General features: G+C 55.1%; 19 protein-coding genes. 9 read left to right on the forward strand and 10 right to left on the reverse strand.

The window, feature by feature from the left end:
- Window positions 1-186 precede the first annotated feature (186 nt).
- Both yihI and hemN read left to right on the forward strand, forming a co-directional pair.
- Entirely contained in the window at window positions 187-702 is a 516-nt protein-coding gene (gene yihI, locus LRS40_RS07105) for a Der GTPase-activating protein YihI (protein WP_142487617.1), read from the forward strand.
- Between the two features lie 188 nt (window positions 703-890).
- Window positions 891-2264: an oxygen-independent coproporphyrinogen III oxidase gene (gene hemN, locus LRS40_RS07110; RefSeq protein ID WP_142487616.1), complete on the forward strand. Its 1374-nt coding sequence runs from the start codon at window positions 891-893 to the stop codon at window positions 2262-2264.
- A 54-nt stretch (window positions 2265-2318) separates the two neighbouring features.
- Here the strand turns inward: hemN and LRS40_RS07115 are convergent, their stop codons facing one another.
- From LRS40_RS07115 to glnA, 4 genes are all read right to left on the reverse strand, one after another.
- Window positions 2319-2441 (reverse strand): YshB family small membrane protein, encoded by a 123-nt coding sequence (locus LRS40_RS07115; protein ID WP_142487615.1) that lies wholly within the window; start codon window positions 2439-2441, stop codon window positions 2319-2321.
- Window positions 2442-2553: 112 nt separating this feature from the next.
- Window positions 2554-3966: a nitrogen regulation protein NR(I) gene (glnG, locus tag LRS40_RS07120; RefSeq protein ID WP_142487614.1), complete on the reverse strand. Its 1413-nt coding sequence runs from the start codon at window positions 3964-3966 to the stop codon at window positions 2554-2556.
- An 11-nt stretch (window positions 3967-3977) separates the two neighbouring features.
- On the reverse strand, window positions 3978-5027 hold the full coding sequence (gene glnL, locus LRS40_RS07125; RefSeq protein WP_142487613.1) for a nitrogen regulation protein NR(II): 1050 nt from the start codon (window positions 5025-5027) through the stop codon (window positions 3978-3980).
- Between the two features lie 187 nt (window positions 5028-5214).
- A complete protein-coding gene (gene glnA / locus LRS40_RS07130; RefSeq protein WP_142487612.1) occupies window positions 5215-6624 on the reverse strand; it encodes a glutamate--ammonia ligase in 1410 nt (469 codons plus the stop codon).
- 389 nt (window positions 6625-7013) lie between these two features.
- On the opposite strand from glnA, the gene typA reads away from it, so the two are divergent.
- The 5 genes from typA (at window position 7014) to fabY (ending at window position 11861) form a co-directional block, all read left to right on the forward strand.
- Entirely contained in the window at window positions 7014-8837 is a 1824-nt protein-coding gene (typA, locus tag LRS40_RS07135) for a ribosome-dependent GTPase TypA (RefSeq protein WP_142487611.1), read from the forward strand.
- A 129-nt stretch (window positions 8838-8966) separates the two neighbouring features.
- Entirely contained in the window at window positions 8967-9566 is a 600-nt protein-coding gene (gene yihX, locus LRS40_RS07140; RefSeq protein WP_142487610.1) for a glucose-1-phosphatase, read from the forward strand.
- Complete coding sequence (locus LRS40_RS07145; protein ID WP_231313401.1) at window positions 9560-10441, forward strand: virulence factor BrkB family protein; 882 nt, start codon at window positions 9560-9562, stop codon at window positions 10439-10441. The genes yihX and LRS40_RS07145 overlap by 7 nt, the downstream gene beginning before the upstream one ends.
- Window positions 10438-10875 (forward strand): D-aminoacyl-tRNA deacylase, encoded by a 438-nt coding sequence (gene dtd / locus LRS40_RS07150; protein ID WP_231313402.1) that lies wholly within the window; start codon window positions 10438-10440, stop codon window positions 10873-10875. The genes LRS40_RS07145 and dtd overlap by 4 nt, the downstream gene beginning before the upstream one ends.
- 44 nt (window positions 10876-10919) lie before the next feature.
- Window positions 10920-11861 carry a fatty acid biosynthesis protein FabY gene (gene fabY / locus LRS40_RS07155; protein ID WP_185902396.1) on the forward strand — a complete coding sequence of 314 codons (942 nt, stop codon included), beginning with the start codon at window positions 10920-10922 and terminating at the stop codon, window positions 11859-11861.
- A 66-nt stretch (window positions 11862-11927) separates the two neighbouring features.
- Here the strand turns inward: fabY and LRS40_RS07160 are convergent, their stop codons facing one another.
- Complete coding sequence (locus LRS40_RS07160) at window positions 11928-12488, reverse strand: Ail/Lom family outer membrane beta-barrel protein (RefSeq protein ID WP_231313403.1); 561 nt, start codon at window positions 12486-12488, stop codon at window positions 11928-11930.
- Between the two features lie 167 nt (window positions 12489-12655).
- Window positions 12656-13582 carry an alpha/beta hydrolase gene (locus LRS40_RS07165; RefSeq protein WP_231313404.1) on the reverse strand — a complete coding sequence of 309 codons (927 nt, stop codon included), beginning with the start codon at window positions 13580-13582 and terminating at the stop codon, window positions 12656-12658.
- Window positions 13583-13810: 228 nt separating this feature from the next.
- Between LRS40_RS07165 and LRS40_RS07170 the strand changes: the two genes are divergently transcribed.
- Window positions 13811-14125, forward strand: coding sequence for a type II toxin-antitoxin system RelE/ParE family toxin (locus LRS40_RS07170; RefSeq protein WP_231313405.1), 315 nt, complete (start codon window positions 13811-13813; stop codon window positions 14123-14125).
- Window positions 14126-14416, forward strand: coding sequence for a NadS family protein (gene nadS, locus LRS40_RS07175; RefSeq protein WP_156264963.1), 291 nt, complete (start codon window positions 14126-14128; stop codon window positions 14414-14416).
- Between the two features lie 39 nt (window positions 14417-14455).
- Here the strand turns inward: nadS and fdhE are convergent, their stop codons facing one another.
- The 4 genes from fdhE to fdnG are packed head-to-tail and all read right to left on the reverse strand — an operon-like array spanning window position 14456 to window position 19979.
- Window positions 14456-15385 (reverse strand): formate dehydrogenase accessory protein FdhE, encoded by a 930-nt coding sequence (fdhE, locus tag LRS40_RS07180; RefSeq protein ID WP_142487602.1) that lies wholly within the window; start codon window positions 15383-15385, stop codon window positions 14456-14458.
- Window positions 15382-16017 carry a formate dehydrogenase cytochrome b556 subunit gene (gene fdoI / locus LRS40_RS07185; protein ID WP_015569914.1) on the reverse strand — a complete coding sequence of 212 codons (636 nt, stop codon included), beginning with the start codon at window positions 16015-16017 and terminating at the stop codon, window positions 15382-15384. Before fdoI ends, fdhE begins: the two co-directional genes overlap by 4 nt.
- Entirely contained in the window at window positions 16014-16916 is a 903-nt protein-coding gene (gene fdxH, locus LRS40_RS07190; protein WP_142487601.1) for a formate dehydrogenase subunit beta, read from the reverse strand. The genes fdoI and fdxH overlap by 4 nt, the downstream gene beginning before the upstream one ends.
- 12 nt (window positions 16917-16928) lie before the next feature.
- A complete protein-coding gene (fdnG, locus tag LRS40_RS07195) occupies window positions 16929-19979 on the reverse strand; it encodes a formate dehydrogenase-N subunit alpha (protein WP_142490036.1) in 3051 nt (1016 codons plus the stop codon).
- Between the last annotated feature and the right edge of the window lie 160 nt (window positions 19980-20139).

Consider the following 20139-nt stretch of genomic DNA (forward strand, 5'->3'; position numbering starts at 1 on the left):
ACGGACGGTACCTGCTAACGGAAAAACAGGGTTAGTTGTCAGCAAACAGGGATTGTCAGACCCATAACGGGTTGTGAGTCAGGAAAAAAGGCGACAGATTGCTCTGTCGCCTTTTTTCTTTGCTTGCTTTCTGCTAGATTTCGCCGCAATTCTATACTGAAGAAAACGAGTTAAAGACAAAACAACATGAAAAAACCGACCTCCGCTGCAGGCGCTAAACGTCCAGCAAAAGCACGCCGCAAAACGCGCGAAGAACTGAATCAGGAAGCGCGCGATCGCAAACGCGATAAAAAGCATCGTGGTCATGCTGCCGGCAGCCGCGCGAGTGGCGGTGACTCATCCGGCGCGTCTGCGAAAAACAAGCAGCAGAAAGACCCGCGTATCGGCAGTAAAACACCTGTTCCATTAGGCGTGACCGATGCCCCGGTCACCAGGCAGCACAAACCCAAGAGCGAGAAACCTATGCTTTCACCGCAGGCTGAGCTGGATTTGCTGGAGAATGATGAGCGCCTGGACGCGCTGCTGGAACGTCTTGAAGAGGGTGAAACCCTGAATGCTGAAGAGCAGTCATGGGTGGATGCCAAACTGGACCGCATCGATGAGCTGATGCAGAAGCTTGGCCTCTCTTACGACGACGAAGAGGAAGAGGAAGAAGAAGAGAAGCAGGAAGACATGATGCGCCTGCTGAAAGGTGGAAACTAACATTTGCACCCGGCAGGCTTTATCGTCCTGCTTATAACCCTTCCGGTTATATGTTATCTGGTGTGGTTATTCGTTAAACTACGGCGGTTGTCGCGGCGACAGAAGTGGCTGCGCACCCGATTCATGGCCCGCACAGGGGCCAGAACGGGCCGCCGTATACGAACGCGACACCAACGGAAGGAGTGAACATGTCTGTACCAACCATCGACTGGGATCTGGCTCTGATCCAAAAATATAACTATTCCGGGCCGCGTTATACCTCTTATCCAACCGCGCTGGAGTTTTCCGACGCCTTCGGTGATAGCCATTTTCAGCAGGCAGTTGCGCGTTACCCTGACCGCCCGCTCTCTCTGTATGTTCATATCCCGTTCTGCCACAAGCTCTGCTACTTCTGCGGCTGCAATAAAATTGTGACCCGCCAGCAGCACAAAGCGGATCAGTATCTGGATGCGCTTGAGCAGGAGATCCTGCATCGCGCGCCGCAGTTTGCCGGTCGGCATGTCACCCAGCTCCACTGGGGCGGTGGTACGCCGACCTACCTGAATAAAGCGCAAATCAGCCGTTTAATGGCGCTGCTGCGTGGCAACTTTAATTTCAACCATGATGCCGAAATCTCGATCGAGGTTGATCCGCGTGAAATTGAGCTGGATGTACTGGATCACTTACGCACGGAAGGGTTCAACCGCCTGAGTATGGGCGTGCAGGACTTCAACAAAGAGGTTCAGCGCCTGGTCAACCGCGAGCAGGATGAAGAGTTCATTTTTGCTCTGTTAAATCACGCGCGGGATATTGGCTTCACCTCGACCAATATCGATCTGATTTATGGCCTGCCAAAGCAGACGCCAGAAAGCTTTGCCTTTACGCTGAAGCGCGTGGCAGAGCTTAACCCGGATCGCCTGAGCGTCTTCAACTATGCGCATCTGCCGACGCTGTTTGCTGCCCAACGCAAAATCAAGGATGCCGACCTGCCTTCCGCCCAGCAAAAACTGGATATTCTGCAGGAAACCATCACCTCTCTGACCGAGACCGGCTACCAGTTTATCGGCATGGATCACTTCGCCCGTCCGGATGACGAGCTGGCTATTGCTCAGCGTGAAGGGGTACTGCACCGCAATTTCCAGGGTTACACCACCCAGGGTGATACGGATCTGCTGGGGATGGGCGTTTCGGCCATCAGCATGATTGGCGACTGCTATGCCCAGAACCAGAAAGAGTTGAAGCACTATTATCAGCAGGTGGATGAAACCGGCAACGCTCTGTGGCGCGGCATCGCGTTAACCCGCGACGACTGTATCCGCCGGGACGTGATAAAAGCGCTGATCTGCAACTTCCGCCTCGACTTCAGCGAGGTTGAAGCGCAGTGGGATCTGCAGTTTAGCGATTACTTTGCGGAAGACCTGAAGCTGCTGGCGCCGCTGGCAAAAGATGGGCTGGTGGATGTCACGGAGCGTGCGATTGAGGTCACGCCGAAGGGGCGTCTGTTGATTCGTAATATCTGCATGTGCTTCGACGCCTATTTGCGTCAAAAAGCGCGTCTGCAGCAGTTCTCGCGGGTGATTTAAGGCGTACCGAAGTAAGTAGGCCGGGTAAGGCGTAGCCGCCACCCGGCAAACCCTCTAACTAAACAACCCAACCAGCGCCGCACACAGCACAGCTGCAATGGCCGCCTGTGGCGTATGTCCCGCTGCTGCGCTGGCTTCGACGCCGCCAGACAAGATTGTAACGATAGATTCCAGCATGATGATCCCCCCGTTTTCCCGGGCAAGATAATACTTAACTCATCGGAACAGTAAAGCGCAAAATAACGCCAGTTTGCGCTTAATTCATCCTCTTTACACAGCGGGTAAAATTTCACTCCATGCCCAGCTCTTTTAACTTACGCGTCAGGGTATTGCGACCCCAGCCGAGCAGGCGTGCAGCCTCCTGTTTATGGCCCTGGGTATGGCGCAGCGCGGTAGTGAGCAGCGTGCGTTCCATCTCGGGCTGTGCCTCGGAGAGCAGGTTTTGATGACCGGAACGCAGGGCGCGATCGGCCCACTGCGCCAGCAGAGTCGCCCAGCTGTCAGGCAGGGTCTGACCGGTGCTGCTTTCTGGTACATGGGTTTCGAAAAGCTCAGGGGGAAGATCCTGAATCAGAACCTCCTGGCCTGCGGCCATCACCGTTAACCAGCGACAGGTATTTTCCAGCTGGCGCACGTTACCGGGCCAGGCCAGGCGCGTCAGCGCGGCCTCGGTTTCCGGGTGCAGCAGTTTGGCTTCCACCCCCAGCTCGCGGGCGGCATCCTGCAGGAAATGACGCGCCAGGCGCGGGATATCTTCCCGGCGCTCCCGCAGCGGAGGCAGATGTACGCGAATAACGTTCAGTCGATGGAATAAGTCCTCACGGAATTTCCCTTCCTGCACGCGCTGCTCCAGGTTCTGGTGCGTTGCGGCAATAATGCGCACATCCACCTTCACCGGGGCATAACCGCCTACGCGATAAAATTGTCCGTCGGCCAGCACGCGCAGCAGTCGGGTCTGAACGTCCAGCGGCATGTCGCCGATCTCATCCAGGAAAAGTGTGCCGCCATCAGCCTGTTCGAAACGACCCTGACGAATGGTATTCGCACCGGTGAACGCCCCTTTTTCGTGACCAAACAGCTCGGATTCAATCAAATCCTTGGGGATCGCCGCCATATTCAGGGCGATAAACGGGGCTTTGGCGCGCGGGCTGTGGCGATGCAGGGCATGCGCGACTAGCTCTTTCCCGGTGCCTGACTCACCGTTAATCAGCACGCTTATGGAGGAGCGCGACAGGCGGCCGATGATGCGAAACACATCCTGCATCGCCGGCGCTTCGCCAATGATATCGGTGGTAGGGCCGAATACCGGGGCGTTACGCGGCTGCTGCTGTTCCTGATAGTGGCTGATGGCGCGTTCAACCAGCGCCACTGCCTCGTCAATATCGAACGGTTTTGGCAGGTAATCGAACGCACCCTGCTGGTAGGCGCTGACCGCTGCATCCAGATCGGAATGTGCAGTCATTATGATGACCGGCAGCATCGGGTGGCGCTGCTTAATCTGTTTTAACAGCGCCAGGCCGTCCATCCCCGGCATACGGATATCGGACAGCAGCACGTCCGGGGTTTTGGTGGTGAGTGCATCAAGCACGTCGGCCCCGCTCTCAAAAGCGGTGCAGCTTAATCCTGCTCCGGTAAGCGCCCGTTCAAGCACCCAGCGGATGGAGCTATCGTCATCAACTACCCAGACTATCCCTCGTTGCATAACCTAACCCTCTATTTCCTGATTGGCAGGTAAACCGAAAACTCGGTATGACCCGGCCAACTGGTAAATTCAATTTTGCCGGAATGCTGATCTATCAAATTTCGGGCAATGGATAAGCCAAGCCCGGTCCCGCCTTCACGGCCGCTGACCATCGGGTAAAACAGCGTGTCCTGTAAATGAGAAGGGATCCCCGGGCCGTTATCTTCCACGTCGATGCGGGCCGCCAGACGGTAGCGCGTACCGTGCAGGGTGAGCTGAAAGGCGGTGCGGGTACGCAGGATAATTTCTCCGCCATCCGCCCCTAATGCCTGCAGGGCATTGCGCACGATATTCAGTAATACCTGTTCAATCTGGTCGGGATCGTGCGGCAGTTCCGGCAGGCTGGGATCGTAATCCCGAATCAGCCTGACGTTATCCGGCAGCTCCATCGACACCAGTTTGACGACGCGCTCGGCCACTTTGTGGATGCTCTCGGTGACGTGCATCCCGGGTTGCTGCGGACCTAACAGGCGATCCACCAGATTACGCAGGCGATCGGCCTGTTCAATGATGACGTTGGTGTACTCCGCCAGCGCCGGGTCGGGCAGGGCTTTGGTTAACAGCTGTGCCGCACCGCGCAGGCCACCAAGCGGATTTTTAATCTCATGGGCGAGGCCGCGCACCAGGTCGCGGGCTGCAATCTGCTGAGCATGCTGGAGCTGCTCCTGGCTCAGGCGACGCTGATTATCCATTGGCGCCATCTCCAGCAGGATCAGGCCTTCCGGCAGCCGTTGCGCGGTCAGGGAGAGAATATGCGAGCGCCCGTCGATCACCAGCGTGACTTCGTTATCGGTAAAGCCTTGTCCCGCCTGCAGGCTCTCCTGCATCAGGCCGATGTTCAGGGAAAAATAACTCAACAGCTCGGGTAACGGCGCGCCAAACAGTTTGCGTGAACTCTGGGCAAGCAACTGCTGGGCCGCAGGGTTGGCGTAATGCACCGCCAGATCGTCGTCGACCAATAAAATGCTGTTGATCAGTGAATTGAGGATCTGCCCAGCATCGGGCAGCGTGCCAGTTGCCATTCAGCAGTCTCCTGGAGTTGGTTGCACCATTTTAGTGCAGTATAGCGTTTCTGCGGTAAAAAGCGCGTGAGATCAGTTTGTTGGTGGTGAAAAAAGCCCATCCGAAGATGGGCTGAAAAGTTTCCACGGCAACAAAAAAAACGGCTATCAATCTCGCGCGGAAAGGCCGCGCGACAGGGATTGAAGATTAAACGCTGTAGTACAGTTCGAACTCAACCGGGTGTGGCGTCATGCGAACACGGTCGTTCTCTTCCATACGCAGCGCGATGTAAGCATCGATCGCTTCGTCGGTGAACACGCCGCCAGCCGTCAGGAACTCACGGTCTGCGTCCAGCGCGTTCAGGGCTTCTTCCAGAGAGCCTGCAACCTGTGGGATCTCTTTCGCTTCTTCTGGCGGCAGGTCGTACAGGTTTTTGTCCATCGCTTCGCCCGGGTGGATCTTGTTCTTGATACCGTCAAGACCCGCCATCAGCAGCGCTGCGAAGCACAGGTATGGGTTAGCCGCTGGATCCGGGAAGCGAACTTCGATACGACGTGCTTTCGGAGAGGAAACTACCGGAATACGGATAGAAGCAGAACGGTTACGGGCAGAGTAGGCCAGCATTACCGGCGCTTCGTAGCCTGGGACCAGACGCTTGTAGGAGTTAGTGGTTGGGTTCGCCAGGGCGTTGATCGCTTTAGCGTGTTTGATTACGCCACCAATGTAGTGCAGTGCCTGCTCGGACAGACCTGCATATTTGTCGCCAGCGAACAGGTTAGTCCCGTTCTTGGACAGAGACATGTGGCAGTGCATACCGGAACCGTTGTCACCAAACATTGGTTTTGGCATGAAGGTCGCGGTTTTACCGAAACGGTGCGCAACGTTGTGCACAACGTATTTGTAGATCTGAATTTCGTCCGCTTTCTTGGTCATGGTGTTGAAACGGGTGGCGATTTCGTTCTGGCCAGCAGTTGCAACTTCATGGTGGTGTGCTTCAACAACCAGGCCCATCTCTTCCATGATCAGACACATGGTAGAACGGATGTCCTGTGAAGAGTCGACCGGAGGAACCGGGAAGTAACCGCCTTTAACAGCAGGACGGTGACCTTTGTTGCCACCTTCGTATTTGGTGGAGGAGTTCCATGCGCCTTCGATATCATCGATAGCAACGTGGGAACCGGAAGTGGTCGCACCAAAACGGATGTCGTCGAACAGGAAGAACTCTGGCTCTGGCCCGAACAGAACGGTGTCTGCGATGCCGGTGGAGCGCAGGTACTCTTCAGCGCGTTTAGCGATAGAGCGTGGGTCGCGGTCATAACCCTGCAGGGTGCCCGGCTCGAGGATATCGCAACGGATGATCAGGGTAGATTCTTCGAAGAACGGGTCAATGAGCGCAGTGGATGCGTCAGGCATCAGAACCATGTCAGATTCGTTGATACCTTTCCAGCCACCAATCGAGGAGCCGTCAAACATTTTGCCTTCTTCAAAGAATTCGGCATTCACCTGATGAGCAGGAATAGTGACGTGCTGTTCTTTGCCTTTGGTATCGGTGAAGCGCAGATCAACAAACTTCACTTCATGTTCGTTCAGCATCGTCAAAACGTGTTCAGCGGACATACTTAACTCTCCAGATTGGTCATTGTCGTCGTGGTAACGAGGTCTTCAAATTCTGTGTAAGGCAGGCGATGTTGCCTTTGGTTGCCGTATTTTTTATTAAGCGAAATCTGTGCCAACTTTTAAAACACCCCAAAAAGGCGTTATCATGCGCACCATAGTGCAAAAGGGCTGCACCACGATGGTTTTGTTGCACCAGTATAGTGCTTCAATGTGAACATTGAGCACCATATTGGTGCAATTTACGTTAAAGTGCCCTTTTACCGCTCCGTGAAAGCGATCACAAAGCATCTCTGCGATACTTGTTTGCGGGGGATGTTTGTGATCCTGTTTTGTAGTGCGATTAATCCGTGTACAATAACGCGCTATTTCTAAATGCCTGAGGCAAAGTTGTGATCGAAAATCTGCGTAATATCGCCATCATCGCGCACGTTGACCATGGTAAAACTACCCTGGTTGATAAGCTGCTGCAGCAATCCGGTACGTTCGATGCGCGTGCCGAAACTCAAGAACGCGTGATGGACTCCAACGATTTGGAGAAAGAGCGTGGGATTACCATCCTCGCTAAAAACACCGCGATCAAATGGAATGACTACCGTATCAACATCGTTGATACCCCGGGGCACGCCGACTTCGGTGGTGAAGTTGAGCGCGTGATGTCCATGGTGGATTCCGTGCTGCTGGTGGTTGACGCATTTGACGGCCCAATGCCGCAGACGCGCTTCGTAACCAAAAAAGCATTCGCCCATGGCCTGAAACCAATCGTGGTTATCAACAAAGTTGACCGCCCTGGCGCGCGTCCTGACTGGGTTGTTGATCAGGTCTTCGACCTGTTCGTTAACCTCGACGCAACCGACGAGCAGCTGGACTTCCCTATCGTTTACGCTTCTGCGCTGAACGGTATCGCAGGTCTGGATCACGAAGACATGGCTGAAGACATGACTCCGCTGTATCAGACGATTGTTGACCGCGTTCCTGCGCCAAACGTTGATGTTGAAGGCACTCTGCAGATGCAGATCTCTCAGCTCGACTACAACAACTATGTTGGCGTTATCGGCATCGGCCGTATCAAGCGCGGTAAAGTGAAGCCTAACCAGCAGGTCACTATCATCGATAGCGAAGGCAAAACCCGTAACGGTAAAGTCGGTAAAGTACTGACCCACCTGGGCCTTGAGCGTATCGAGAGCGACATTGCTGAAGCAGGCGACATCATCGCGATCACCGGTCTGGGCGAGCTGAACATCTCCGATACCATTTGCGACACGCAAGCGGTTGAAGCGCTGCCAGCCCTGTCAGTTGATGAACCGACCGTAACCATGTTCTTCAACGTCAACACCTCTCCGTTCTGTGGTAAAGAAGGTAAGTTTGTTACCTCTCGTCAGATCCTTGACCGCCTGAACAAAGAGCTGGTGCACAACGTGGCACTGCGCGTTGAAGAGACCCCTGATGCGGACGCATTCCGTGTTTCCGGTCGTGGTGAGCTGCACCTGTCTGTTCTGATCGAAAACATGCGTCGTGAAGGTTTCGAGATGGCGGTTTCCCGTCCGAAAGTAATCTTCCGCGAAATCGATGGCCGTAAACAAGAGCCGTTCGAAAACGTAACGCTGGACGTCGAAGAGCAGCACCAGGGTTCTGTGATGCAGGCTCTGGGTGAGCGTAAAGGCGACCTGAAAAACATGAATCCAGATGGCAAAGGCCGCGTACGTCTCGACTACGTGATCCCAAGCCGTGGTCTGATCGGCTTCCGTTCAGAGTTCATGACCATGACTTCCGGTACGGGTCTGCTGTACTCCACCTTCAGCCACTACGACGACGTTCGTCCGGGCGAAGTTGGCCAGCGTAACAACGGCGTTCTGATCTCCAACGGTCAGGGTAAAGCGGTTGCGTTCGCCCTGTTCAGCCTGCAGGACCGCGGTAAGCTGTTCCTGGGTCACGGTGCAGAAGTTTACGAAGGCCAGATCATCGGTATTCACAGCCGTTCTAACGACCTGACTGTAAACTGCCTGACCGGTAAGAAACTGACCAACATGCGTGCGTCCGGTACTGACGAAGCAACGGTTCTGGTTCCACCGGTTAAGATGACTCTGGAGCAGGCTCTGGAATTCATCGATGACGACGAACTGGTAGAAGTGACTCCAACCTCTATCCGTATCCGTAAACGTCACCTGACTGAGAACGATCGTAAACGCGCAATGCGCGGCCCGAAAGAAGATTAATTTTCTTCTCTCCGTCCTCTAAAACCCCGCCTTCTGGCGGGGTTTTTCTTTTCCGCCATGCCGCACGCCTCATAGCCAAACATCTTCTTTCCCGCTACAGTTAATTTTCACGGCGAAAAGGAGAAACACATGCTCTATATCTTTGATTTAGGAAACGTAATCGTCGATATCGACTTCAATCGTGTGCTGGGAACATGGAGTGATTTCAGCCGCGTTCCGCTGGCAACGCTTAAGCAGACTTTTACGATGGGCGACGCCTTCCATCAGCATGAGCGCGGTGAGATTTCGGATGAGCAATTCGCCGAAATGCTCTGTCATGAGATGGATCTTCCCCTCAGTTACGAACAATTTTCTCACGGCTGGCAGGCGATCTTTGTCGGGATTCGCCCCGAGGTGATTGCCATTATGCACAAGCTGCGTGAGCAGGGGCATCGGGTGGTGGTGCTGTCCAATACCAACCGCCTGCACACTACCTTCTGGCCGGATGAATACCCGGAAGTGAAAGCGGCCGCAGATAAAATCTATCTTTCCCAGGAGATGGGCATGCGTAAGCCGGAAGCACGGATCTACCAGGCCGTCCTGCAGGCCGAAGGATTCTCTGCCGCCGACGCCCTCTTTTTTGACGATAACGTCGATAATATAGAGGGAGCTAACCAGTTGGGTATCACGTCAATTCTGGTGACCGGAAAACAGACGATACCTGACTATTTTGCGAAGCAGTTATGCTAAAAATCGTTCATCAAAAAGCCAGCCACCACACCCGACCACTGCGTGCGTGGCTAAAACTCCTCTGGCACCGCATCGATGAGGACAATATGACTACGCTGGCAGGTAACCTCGCCTACGTGTCGTTGCTCTCGCTGGTGCCGCTGGTGGCTGTCATCTTTGCGCTTTTCGCCGCCTTTCCGATGTTTTCGGATGTCAGCCTGCAGCTCCGCCATTTTGTCTTTGCTAACTTCATGCCTGCTACCGGGGATGTCATTCAGAATTACATCGAGCAGTTTGTCGCCAACTCCAGCAAGATGACGGCGGTTGGGGCGTGCGGGCTTATCGTCACCGCGCTGCTGCTGATGTATGCCATTGATAGCGCGCTCAATACGATCTGGCGCAGCACCCGCGCACGGCCTAAAGTTTACTCGTTTGCGGTGTACTGGATGATCCTGACTCTGGGGCCGCTACTGGCCGGGGCCAGCCTGGCGATCAGCTCTTATCTGCTCTCGTTACGCTGGGCCAGCGAACTCGATAGCGTGATTGACGATGTGTTGCGCATCTTCCCGCTGCTCTTGTCCTGGCTCGCTTTCTGGTTGCTCTACAGCATTGTGCCGACCACGCGCGTGCCTAACCGGGATGCCATGCTGGGGGCGCTGGTGGCCGCTCTGCTTTTCGAACTGGGCAAGAAAGGATTCGCGCTCTACATCACCATGTTCCCCTCCTATCAGCTGATTTATGGCGTGCTGGCGGTGATCCCCATTTTGTTCCTCTGGGTTTACTGGACGTGGTGTATCGTCTTGCTTGGCGCGGAAATTACTGTCACTCTCGGGGTATACCGCGAACTCAAAAAAGCGGCCGAAGCCGAAAAACGACGAGAAGCAGACCAACCATGATTGCATTAATCCAGCGCGTAACCCGTGCCAGCGTCACCGTGGAGGGAGAGGTGACGGGTGAAATTGGCCCGGGACTTTTAGTCTTGTTAGGTGTCGAAAGGGATGACGACGAGCAAAAAGCCAACCGCTTATGCGAGCGCGTGTTGGGTTACCGTATCTTTGGCGATGCGGAAGGCAAAATGAACCTCAACGTTCAGCAGGCGGGTGGCAGCGTGCTGGTGGTGTCGCAATTTACGCTGGCCGCCGATACCGAGCGCGGCATGCGCCCGGGATTCTCAAAAGGGGCGGCGCGGGATCGGGCAGAAGCGTTATATGAATACTTTGTTGACCGTTGCCGTCAGCAAGAGATGCATACACAGACCGGACGATTCGCTGCAGATATGCAGGTCTCGCTGGTAAATGATGGCCCCGTCACGTTCTGGCTCCAGGTATGAGTGAGCTGACGGTATGGCCGCGGGTAACAAGAGAGAGTACAGCTATGTATCACCTTCGAGTACCGCAAACGGAAGAAGAGTTGGCGCTTTACTACCAGTTCCGCTGGGAGATGCTGCGTAAGCCATTACATCAGCCGAAAGGGTCGGAACGCGACGCCTGGGACGCCATGGCACATCACCAGATGGTGATGGATGAAGAGGGCAACCTTGTCGCCGTCGGGCGGCTGTATATCAATGCCGATAATGAAGCCTCCATCCGCTTTATGGCGGTCCATCCCAGCGTACAGGACAAAGGTCTCGGTACGCTGATGGCGATGACGCTGGAGTCCGTTGCCCGTCAGGAGGGCGTGAAGCGCGTCACCTGTAGCGCGCGTGAAGATGCGGTGGAGTTCTTTGCCAAGCTGGGTTTTATAAACCAGGGCGAAATCACCACCCCGCAAACCACGCCCATTCGCCATTTTTTGATGATCAAACCCATCGCCTCGCTGGATGATATTCTGCATCGTGCCGACTGGTGCGGTCAGCTGCAGCAGGCCTGGTATCAGCACATCCCGCTGAGCGAAAAGATGGGGGTACGCATTCAGCAGTACACCGGGCAAAAATTTATCACCACCATGCCGGAGATCGGCAATCAGAACCCTCACCACACCCTGTTTGCCGGCAGCCTGTTCTCGCTGGCGACGCTCACCGGCTGGGGACTTATCTGGCTGATGCTGCGCGAGCGCCACCTGGGCGGCACTATCATCCTCGCCGATGCCCATATTCGTTACAGCCGCCCGATCAGCGGTAAGCCGAGCGCGGTGGCGGACTTAGGCTCGCTGAGCGGCGATCTCGACCGTCTGGCCCGCGGCCGCAAAGCCCGCGTGCAGATGCTGGTGGAGCTGTTCGGTGACGAGACGTCTGGTGCGGTGTTTGAAGGAACCTATATCGTGCTGCCCGCGAAGCCGTTTGGTGCCTACGAAGAGGGCGGGAACGAGGAAGAGTAGCATCAGGAGTGAGAGTTACCCGTTGAGAATGGGGTAACTCTCGGTGTTAAGCCTCAGCCCGTTTACTTAAAAACGATAGCCCATACCCACGTTGAAACCCTTGATCGTATAGTCACGCCCCAGGCTGGCCTTCGTGCCTTCATAGCCGAGATTAATGGAAAGATTGTCGAGCGGGTTCATCACCATACCCACTCCCCAGGCGAAAGATGCTGATTTCTCGGAAATACCGTCATGGTTCACTTCATTATTACCGTAATTCACCCAGCGGGTATTTCCGGTCGCTTTTACCCATGCGGCACCGCCGAGGGCATAAAGTGAAACGTAGTCATTAATACGGTACGCCGGCCCTGCCAGCAGAGAGTAATAATTTACGTCTATGTCATTATGAACAACGTCGCGGGTCGCTAAATAATCCTGCTTAGTATGCGTTTTCATCCACGAGAAGGAACCAAGAAGGCTGAGCGGAGTATCGAATTCGTAGCGATACTGGACGTTGACGCCATTCAGGTTGTCAAAGCCCTTAACGTCGCTGTGCGCGAAGCCTAAAGAAAAGGTGTGATTATTTGCAAATGCCAGGCTGCTGGTGAGAGAGGCTACCAGTAATATTGCCAGAGAGCTTTTATTCATTGATGTAATCCATTAATCAAAGAAGCCAGATATTTAATAATGATGATAAGAGGGGAGCGTGATGATTATTTTTCCTTTATCACACTGCCTTGGGCGATTTATTTTGCTTTGCTGGATTTGCAGGAACAAATCTTAATTGCTTTATCGTCAATATGGGATTTCTTAATTCATTCTCTTTCCGCCGACACAGCGCCCAAACGCCATGCGATATCCCTCATAACATCCCTCGCCGCCTGGCTTACGCCACCAAGCTGAAAGAAACCGTGAATCACACCCGACCAGCACTGGCAGGTGCAGTTCACACCTTGTTCGGTCATGTGTTGATACAAAGCTTCGCCTTCGTCACATAACGGGTCGTACTCGGCGGTGATGATATGGGTTCTCGGTAGGCCATAAAGATCATCCCGCCATAGTGGGCTGGCTTCAGGATGCTGGCGTTCGGTATGGGGAAGATACATGTTGTATCCGCTGAGGAGCGTATCGCGGGTAATAACATAATCCAGCCCATTGCGGGTGTAGCTTTCAAAATGCGCCGTTGCGTCGAGCATAGGATAGATTAGGATCAGCTGAGCGGGCTGCCACAGACCTGCGGCCTTAAGCCGTAGTGCCGTCACCAGTGCCAGATGGCCTCCCGCACTGTCCCCGCAAAGGGTGATGCGGGTTTTATCCACGCCAAATCTGTCCGCGTACTTCCAGACCAGATTTGCGCCTCTTTCAGCATCATCATGAGCAGCAGGGAAGGTATGTTCGGGAGCCAGCCTGTACTGCACCGCAATCACCCGACAGTTGCTGTAATACGCCAGCTGACGCAGTTGGGGCTCGTGGGTATCAAAACCGCCACTGACAAAACACCCGCCATGATAATAGATAACGGCGGGCAGCGTTTCAGGCGCGTTGAGCGGTGAGTAGGTCCGAAACGTTATTCCGTCCAGCGCCAGCGTTGCTATCTGGACACGCCTTTCCTTCTCCCCGGCAAGCACTGTTCCGGCAACATAGCCAGCCCTCCGTTCATCAATATTCTGGGCGAGCGAAGAGGGTCGCCCTGCGGCGATAAATTCCTGAACCAGCTTATCAATACCCTTTTCCAGCGCCATAGTTTAAATCTCGAATCTGTATGGATATACAGCGTTATAGCCTGGTTTTCTGCGGATGAAAACAGCAGATTTGGGGAGGATACAAATCTGGAAAGCGGCTCGCAGAAACAAAATGTACTGAGCAGAGCGAGTGGATTTTTCCACTTCATCTCAATAACGTAACAGGGTAGGGATACGTCATTGGCGTACACTTAACTTTTGATACTATAAGCCAATGGCGTATGTTTTATGCTATTCATTGAAACGGATATCTTCACTGAAGACGTCAAAAAATTACTGGATGACGACGAATACCATAAACTGCAGGTCTTTCTGGCAATGCAGCCTGAATATGGCGATCTGATTCAGAACACGGGAGGCTTACGCAAGATTCGCTGGCTTGCCGGCGGTAAGGGAGGAAAGCGTAGTGGTGTACGAGTCATTTATTCTTATCGCTCACGTGAAAATGAAATTCGATTGCTGCTCATCTATCGCAAAGGGATCAAAGATGACCTGTCAGCAAATGAGAAAGCCGTACTGAAAATGATTATTGAGAGGTGGTAAATGGATAAGGCGCTATTTGAGCGGTTAACTCAAAGCGTGGCTCAGATGAACGAAATTGCCGGGGGCAAACGCGAGCCATCGCGCACCTTTCAAATCGATGCCATGAAAATTAAAGAAATTCGTCAGGCGTCAGGGCTGTCGCAAAGTAAATTCGCGCAACTAATCTCGGTCAGTGTTGATACGCTACGCAACTGGGAGCAAGGTAGACGTTCACCTACAGGCCCGGCCAAGGCGCTACTTCGTGCTATTGCCAACGATCCGCAGCATGTTATTCCTGCGCTATCCCAGTAATTTAGCCCGGCAGCAAAACCTACCGGGCTAAAAGACAGATTACTCCCCTTCACCCGGGAACAGGAACGGGTTAATAGAGCTGCGGGCAAAGCCCTCCTGCTCCATTTTGGCGTCCAGAATCAGGGTAGCAAGATCGTCAGCGACGGCCTCCACTTTCGGGTCTTTTTCCTGGTACAAAATCTTCAGGTAGGTGCCACAGTCGCCGCAGCTTTCGGCTTTCACCGCGGACTGCTCGTTCTCCAGCGACCAGTAGTGCAGATCGCGGGTCTGCTCGCAGTTGCTGCACTTGATGCGCACCACGTGCCACTCGGTTTCACACAGGTTGCAGTGCAGGTAGCGCAGCCCCTGAGTGGTACCGATTTGCACCATGCTGGAGACCGGCATCGAACCGCATACCGGGCAGAACTGGCGGGCTTCACCGTATTCGGCACGGGCTTTACCTGGGATCAGGCTGGCCATTTGTGCCCAGTAGAGCGACAGGGCGGCCCAGATAAACGGCGCTTTATCGCTGCTGACTGAGGCAAAATCAGAGGCAAAAAGCGCGCTCGCCATCTGCTCCAGTTCCTGCTCAGAGGCTTTCTCGAGATTCTCGATCACCGCCAGCGCAGGGCCGCTCATCTCGGGCTTCAGCTCGGCAATCAGCGAGTGCAACAGTTTATGCCAGTGCTTATCGCGCGGCAGCACGTGGATATCCAGCGGCGGCTTGCCCTGAACGTTGGCCTCTTTGATGCGCGCGGTCAGGTCCATTTGCAGCGGATGGTCGTACAGCACCACTTCCTGGGCATGGGCGATCAGCCCGGCAAAGCGCAAATAATCGCCAAGCGGGTTGTTCTCTGCCAGTTCACGCAGGCGTTCAGCGCGGCGGTTGTAGAGGTTTTTCAGTCTGGGGAACAGTAGCGGCGGAATCACTTCCGCCGTGCGTTTCTCGCTCGAACCCAGCTCATCTTGCGGGATTATGCGAATACTCATTCAGATGACTTTTCCTGTTTCTGGCGGACTTCACGGTACCAGCGCGGGTGATGTTTCTTCGCCCACGTCTTAGTGACCCAGCCTTCCACCATCGCGGTAATGGTGCCTTTCACCCAGAGGGCGGCGTAGATATGCACCATGATAACCACAATTAACGCCACTGCGGCAAATGAATGCAGCATTAACGCAAATCGGATCACCGGGATTGAGAAAGCAGGCGCAAAGTACGGACGCCAGATGATCACGCCGCTCACCAGCAACAGGACCAGGAAGATAATCGCCGCCCAGAATACGCATTTCTGGCCGAAGTTATAACGCCCGGTATCACCTACTTCCTCGTTGACGACGATCTTACGAATATTCTTCGCCCAAAAGATATCATCCCGATTGATTAGGTTATGGTGCCAGTAGCGGAAAAACATGATGATGAACGAGGCGAACATCACCACTCCCACAAACGGGTGCAGGATGCGCGCCAGCTGCGGCGTACCGAGGATCTGCATCAGCCAGTTGAAGGAGGGGAAGAAGAACCCCAGCCCGCTTATCGCCGCCAGCATGAAGCAGAAGGCGGTGACCCAGTGGTTGATACGTTCCGGCGCCGTGTAGCGCACGATGGTGTCACGTTTTCTCATTTGCGCACCTCGTCTTTCTCTTCATGCAGGTTGTCGTCTTCCTCTTCCGCGCGGTTCGGCCCGACGCCGACGTAGTGGAAGATGCTCGCTGCGAAGGTGGCAGCAAAACCGACCGCTGCCAGCGGTTTCCAGATGCCTTTCCAGAATTTCACCGTGGCGCTGATCTCCGGGTTCTCCGGCAGGCCGTGATACAGATTCGGCTTGTCGGCGTGATGCAGGACGTACATCACGTGGGTACCGCCAACACCGGCCGGATCGTACAGGCCTGCGTTGTCGTAACCGCGGGTTTTTAGCTCGGATACGCGCTCGCCCGCCAGCGTTTTCATGTCCTCTTTGGAACCAAAGTGGATAGCGCCGGTTGGACAGGTCTTCACGCACGCGGGCTCCTGGCCGACGGTTACGCGGTCGACGCACAGCGTGCATTTGTAGACGCGGTTGTCTTCCGGGTTCAGGCGCGGCACGTCAAACGGGCAGCCGGCGATGCAGTAGCCGCAGCCAATGCACTGCTCAGACTGGAAGTCGACGATGCCGTTGGCATACTGAATGATAGCCCCTTCCGCCGGGCAGGCCTTCAGGCAGCCCGGATCCGCACAGTGCATACAGCCGTCTTTGCGGATCAGCCACTCCAGTTTGTCGTTCTGCTCTACTTCCGAGAAGCGCATCACCGTCCAGGACTTGGCGGTCAGATCGGCAGGGTTATCGTACACCCCGACGTTATGTCCCACTTCGTCACGGAGGTCGTTCCACTCTGAACAGGCCACCTGACAGGCTTTACAGCCGATACAGGTGGTCACGTCAATAAGCTTCGCCACTTCCTGCTGGTGGTCCCGCGCCTGAGGCGCGGGGGTGAAACTGTTAGTCGCGGAACGACGAATAATGTCTTGCGATTGATAAGCCATAAGTCGTCTCCGTTACACCTTTTCCACGTTCACGAGGAAGGCCTTAAACTCCGGCGTCTGCGTGTTCGCATCACCGACGAACGGCGTCAGGGTGTTTGCAATAAACCCTTTCTTCGCCACGCCCTCGTAACCCCAGTGAATCGGGATGCCGATGGTATCCACCTCTTGCCCGTGCACGTTCAGGGTGCGAATACGCTTGGTCACCACCGCCTTGGCTTTGATGTAGCCGCGGTTGGAGGAGACCTTGACGGTATCGCCCTGGGCGATGCCGAGCTTGTTCGCCAGCTTCTCGCCGATCTCCACAAACTGTTCCGGCTGCGCGATGGCATTAAGCCGTGCGTGCTTGGTCCAGTAGTGGAAGTGCTCGGTCAGACGGTAAGTGGTACCGACATACGGGAACTTGTCTTTTTTACCCAGCGCGTCGAAATCGCCCTTAAAGATACGGGCTGCCGGGTTAGAGACCACGTTCGGGTGCAGCGGGTTAGTGCCCAGCGGCGTCTCAAACGGCTCGTAGTGTTCCGGGAACGGACCCTCCGCCATTTTATCGATCGCGAACAGACGTCCCATCCCTTCAGGCTGCATGATAAACGGCCCGACATCGCTGCCCGGAGGCGCGGTGCTGTAGTCCGGAATATCCACGCCGCCCCATTTCGCGCCGTCCCATTTCAGCAGCTGACGCTTCGGATCCCACGGGTTGCCCTGCGGGTCTGCGGAGGCACGGTTATAGAGGATGCGGCGGTTCAACGGCCATGACCATGCCCAGCCCAGCGTATTGCCGAGGCCCGACGGGTCGGCGTTATCGCGGTTGGCCATCTGGTTGCCTTTCGGCGTCCAGCTCCCGGCAAAGATCCAGCAGCCGCTGGAGGTGGTGCCGTCATCACGCAGGTGCGCAAAGGTGCTGAGCTGATCGCCTTTCTTCGCCAGAACCGCACCGGTAGCTGGGTCGATAACATCCGCCAGCGCTTTACCGTTGCTCTCCATCGCCACCTCTTCCGGGGAAGGATTCTCCGGCGTCGAGTAGTTCCAGGTCATGTTCAGCACCGGTTCCGGGTTCGCGCCGCCTTCTGCCGCGTACATCTTACGCAGGCGTAAGAAAATACCGGCCAGGATCTCGCCGTCGTTCATGGCGATACCCGGGGCATCCGCGCCTTTCCAGTGCCACTGCAGCCAGCGGCCGGAGTTGACGATGGAGCCGTTCTCTTCCGCGAAACAGGTGGACGGCAGACGGAACACTTCGGTCTGAATCTTCGACGGATCGACGTCGTTCGATTCACCGTGGTTCTGCCAGAAGGTCGCCGTCTCGGTATTGAGCGGGTCAATGGTGACCAGGAACTTTAGTTTCGACAGAGACGCCACAACCTTGTTCTTGTTCGGGAACGACGCCACCGGGTTAAAGCCCTGGCACAGATAGCCGTTGACCTGACCCTGGTTCATCATCTCGAAGTACTGCAGAACGTCGTAGCCTTTGTCCCACTTCGGCAGCCAGTCAAAGCCCCAGCTGTTTTCAGCCGTCGCTTTATCGCCATAGAAGGCCTTCATCATTGAGACGAAGAACTTCGGATAGTTGCCCCAGTAGTTCACCTGGCCTTCGAGCAGCGGTTTTGGCGTGCTGGCCGTCAGGTAGGTTTGCAGGTCGGTCTGTTTTTCGCTTGGCAGGTTCATATAACCCGTCAGGCTCTGCGACAGCAGGCCGAGGTCGGTCAGACCCTGGATATTGGAGTGACCGCGCAGGGCGTTGACGCCGCCGCCAGCCATCCCCATGTTGCCGAGCAGCAGCTGCACCATCGCCATGGTACGGATGTTCTGCGCGCCGATGGAGTGCTGGGTCCAGCCGAGGGCATACAGGAACGAGGCGGTTTTATCATGAACGCTGGTTTCAGCGATCATCTCGCACACCTTCAGGAAGTCCGCTTTCGGCGTCCCACAGATGTTTTCAACCACGTCCGGCGTATAGCGGGAAACGTGCTCTTTCAGCAGGTTCCAGACGCAGCGCGGGTGTTGCAGCGTGATATCGCGTTTCGCGAAGCCTTTCTCATCCAGCTCGTAGTTCCAGCTGGTTTTGTCGTACTTGCGTTTTTCGGCGTCGTAACCGCTGAACAGGCCATCTTCGAAGTGGTAATCCTCACGCACGATCAGGCTGGCGTTGGTGTAGGCTTCGGTGTATTCGCGGTTATATTTTTCGTTAGTCATCAGGTACAGCAGTACGCCTGACAGGAAAGTGATGTCAGTACCTGAACGAATAGGGGTGTAGAAATCCGCCACTGACGCCGTACGCGTAAAGCGGGGATCGATCACAATCAGTTTCGCACCGTTGTGGATTTTGGCTTCCATCGCCCAGCGGAACCCGACAGGGTGCGCTTCAGCGGCGTTACCGCCCATCACCACGATAAGGTTGGCGTTCTTGATGTCGACCCAGTGGTTGGTCATCGCACCGCGACCAAATGTTGGAGCAAGACTTGCTACCGTTGGTCCGTGTCAGACACGCGCCTGGTTGTCGACCGCGAGCATGCCGAGTGCACGCGTGAATTTCTGGGTTAAATAGCCGGTTTCGTTACTGGAGGCAGAGGCACACAGCATCCCGGTGGAGAGCCAGCGGTTAACGGTGGTACCTTCGGCGTTCTGCGCCATGAAGTTAGCATCGCGGTCTTCTTTCATCAGCTTAGCGATGCGATCGAACGCTTCATCCCAGCCAATTTGCTGCCACTTGTCGGAGCCAGGCGCGCGATACTCGGGGAATTTCAGACGGCTTTCTGAGTGGATAAAGTCCACCAGACCAGCCCCTTTCGGGCAGAGCGCGCCACGGTTGACCGGATGATCCGGGTCCCCTTCGATATGGAAAATAGATGCTTTGGCGTTTTTTGCACCGTCACCGAGGCTATACATCAACAGCCCACAGCCGACAGAGCAGTACGTACAGGTGTTACGGGTTTCGCGGGTGCGCAGCAGTTTGTACTGCCGTGTTTCCGCCAGCGCTACGCCGGGCGCAAAGCCCAGTGCCGCCGCCGTGGTGCCTGCCATACCGCCAGCGCAGATCTTAAAGAACTGCCTTCTGCTGACCTGCATGGTCACTCCTTGTTTCGACATTGCTACCTTTATAGGTCGAGCCGCAGGAGCGTTTTGCTGCTTGCCTGCAACGCGCATTATTCGGGTATATATAGTTTTACTTTACGGTTACAAAACAACCGCAAAGGGTTGGAATTTTGTATTCCCACAATTCCTTGAG

Source organism: Leclercia sp. G3L (assembly GCF_021117075.1).
GTDB classification, from domain to species: domain Bacteria; phylum Pseudomonadota; class Gammaproteobacteria; order Enterobacterales; family Enterobacteriaceae; genus Enterobacter; species Enterobacter adecarboxylatus_C.

Excerpts from the sequence above, each read along its gene's own strand:
- yihI (WP_142487617.1), top strand. The coding sequence starts at position 187 with ATGAAAAAACCGACCTCCGCTGCAGGCGCTAAACGTCCAGCAAAAGCA.
- hemN (WP_142487616.1), top strand. The coding sequence starts at position 891 with ATGTCTGTACCAACCATCGACTGGGATCTGGCTCTGATCCAAAAATAT.
- LRS40_RS07115 (WP_142487615.1), bottom strand. The coding sequence starts at position 2,441 with ATGCTGGAATCTATCGTTACAATCTTGTCTGGCGGCGTCGAAGCCAGC.
- glnG (WP_142487614.1), bottom strand. The coding sequence starts at position 3,966 with ATGCAACGAGGGATAGTCTGGGTAGTTGATGACGATAGCTCCATCCGC.
- glnL (WP_142487613.1), bottom strand. The coding sequence starts at position 5,027 with ATGGCAACTGGCACGCTGCCCGATGCTGGGCAGATCCTCAATTCACTG.
- glnA (WP_142487612.1), bottom strand. The coding sequence starts at position 6,624 with ATGTCCGCTGAACACGTTTTGACGATGCTGAACGAACATGAAGTGAAG.
- yihX (WP_142487610.1), top strand. The coding sequence starts at position 8,967 with ATGCTCTATATCTTTGATTTAGGAAACGTAATCGTCGATATCGACTTC.
- LRS40_RS07145 (WP_231313401.1), top strand. The coding sequence starts at position 9,560 with ATGCTAAAAATCGTTCATCAAAAAGCCAGCCACCACACCCGACCACTG.
- dtd (WP_231313402.1), top strand. The coding sequence starts at position 10,438 with ATGATTGCATTAATCCAGCGCGTAACCCGTGCCAGCGTCACCGTGGAG.
- fabY (WP_185902396.1), top strand. The coding sequence starts at position 10,920 with ATGTATCACCTTCGAGTACCGCAAACGGAAGAAGAGTTGGCGCTTTAC.
- LRS40_RS07160 (WP_231313403.1), bottom strand. The coding sequence starts at position 12,488 with ATGAATAAAAGCTCTCTGGCAATATTACTGGTAGCCTCTCTCACCAGC.
- LRS40_RS07165 (WP_231313404.1), bottom strand. The coding sequence starts at position 13,582 with ATGGCGCTGGAAAAGGGTATTGATAAGCTGGTTCAGGAATTTATCGCC.
- LRS40_RS07170 (WP_231313405.1), top strand. The coding sequence starts at position 13,811 with ATGCTATTCATTGAAACGGATATCTTCACTGAAGACGTCAAAAAATTA.
- nadS (WP_156264963.1), top strand. The coding sequence starts at position 14,126 with ATGGATAAGGCGCTATTTGAGCGGTTAACTCAAAGCGTGGCTCAGATG.
- fdhE (WP_142487602.1), bottom strand. The coding sequence starts at position 15,385 with ATGAGTATTCGCATAATCCCGCAAGATGAGCTGGGTTCGAGCGAGAAA.
- fdoI (WP_015569914.1), bottom strand. The coding sequence starts at position 16,017 with ATGAGAAAACGTGACACCATCGTGCGCTACACGGCGCCGGAACGTATC.
- fdxH (WP_142487601.1), bottom strand. The coding sequence starts at position 16,916 with ATGGCTTATCAATCGCAAGACATTATTCGTCGTTCCGCGACTAACAGT.